Source organism: Pradoshia sp. (assembly GCF_051873915.1).
Taxonomy (GTDB): Bacteria; Bacillota; Bacilli; order Bacillales; family Pradoshiaceae; genus Pradoshia.
Genome location: NZ_JBJEFJ010000190.1, coordinates 3,313 through 5,244 on the forward strand (window position 1 = coordinate 3,313; position 1,932 = coordinate 5,244).

Genomic DNA, 1,932 nt, shown 5'->3' on the forward strand with positions numbered 1-1,932 from the left:
GGCAGCCGCCGTGCCAATGCTTCGAGCGTTTGGATCGCAAGCGGGATACCGCGTTCTTTCATGATCATGGACAGACCTCCTTTGACTATTTCCAGTATAATATGAATTTATTATATTTTTAACATTTTTAACATAAAAAATATTATATACTTTATTTTGTAAGTTTAACGAATAACGGGGAGGTACAACATTTTTGAAAGGGAATCGATTGAGGTATGGGGTATTTATTTTGGCTGTTATGGTCATTATGGCATTCCTGCCAACAGGGGGAAATGCGGCAGCAAAGTCATTTGTTGACCCAAGTAAGAAATATACATACACACAGCTCGGCAAGGATATTAAGGAGCTGCAGCAGCAATACCCGGATATTGTTAAGGTTAAGACAATTGGCAAGTCAGAATATGGGCGCAATATTTATGCGGTTGGACTTGGGAAAGGTTCCGCGAAAGTCTTCATCAATGGTTCTCACCATGCGCGTGAATGGATGACGACAAGCTTGAATATGGAATTGATCGATCAGTATGCTGCAGCCTACAAAGGAAACAAGAAAATTGGCGGCTATAATGTGAAGAGTCTCTTGAACTCTTCAACTCTATGGTTCGTGCCAATGGTTAATCCAGATGGAGTCACCTTGCAGCAGCAGGGGCTGAATGCTTTTCCGAAAAGTACGCACAGCTCATTAATTAAAATGAATAACGGCAGCAAAAACTTCAAGCGCTGGAAGGCTAATGCGAAGGGGATTGACCTGAACAGGCAATACAATGCCGGCTGGAGTGCAATCAAGAATTCTCCAAAATCACCAAGCTACAAAAACTACAAAGGCAAGACTCCTGAAAGCGCGAAGGAAGTGAAGGCCATTGTCTCCTTCGTCAATGAAATCAAACCTGAAATGGCCATTGCCTATCATTCAAGCGGGGAGATTCTCTACTGGAATTATAAACAAAATGCGACCAACAAAAAGCGGGACCTCGTCTATGCGAAGAAAATTGGCAGCATGACAGGCTATTCCCTTGTGTATCCTGGTCCGAACCCATCTGGCGGCGGATTCACGGATTGGTTCATTGAGAAGAAGAAAAAGCCTGGATTCACACCTGAGATTGGGAAGTATGTTGTGGAAACTGAATTGCCGCTTTCTGCTTGGTCGCGTGTATGGAGCCAAAATAAAGCGGTCAGCCTATATGCGGCCCAGGAAAGCATTAAGCTGAAGGACGCACGTGATAAGAAGGCTGCCGACCAAGTGAAGAAGGACTCCGCAGCGAAGAAGAAGAATGCTGCTAAGCTGAGAAACTATTATGCAACAAATATTAAGAAAACAGCTGATGTGAAAGTGACGAGTGCTCATCAAAGTCTTTATAATACGGTCGTGAAGGATATCACAGCCCTTGAGAAGAAAGTGAAAACACTCCCTTCTAAATATACAAAGGGAATCAAGGCTGACATCGACAGTATGAAGACCCATAAAAAACGTTCCCTAGCCTTCATGAATGCAGTGAAAGAAGGAACGACCCTGCAGAAAAATCAAACAGCCATGATTAATTACATGAAAGCAGGCAAGGCTGATACGAATATCAATACAAAATACACAACCTTACAAAAATCGATTACAAATATGAATAAGAAAATCAACTCTGTCTACACGCCTGAAGTCCGTGCCCTCTTTAAGGCGAAATATATCACACCAGCTGAGAATACCAGACAGAATAACCAGTATGAAAAAGACCGCGTTAATTTGCTGATTGTGATGGACAAACAAGTGAAAGACAAGAAATACGAGGAAGCCAAAAAGAATCTGGATAAACTCAAAGCTCTGGAGGACAAATCGAAAAAGCTGAAAGCCGATTCGAAACGTTATCCAACCTACAAGGATTATGAAAAGAGCTTAAATGATTGGAAGCAAAAGCTTGTTAAGCAGATTGAGGCTGCCTTAGCACC

General features: G+C 42.3%; 1 protein-coding gene. It reads left to right on the forward strand.

The features are described 5' to 3' along the window. Positions 1 to 193: 193 nt before the first annotated feature. Positions 194 to 1,932 (forward strand): M14 family zinc carboxypeptidase (locus ACI35L_RS16425; RefSeq protein ID WP_439803342.1); only part of this gene is annotated, 1,739 nt, incomplete at its 3' end.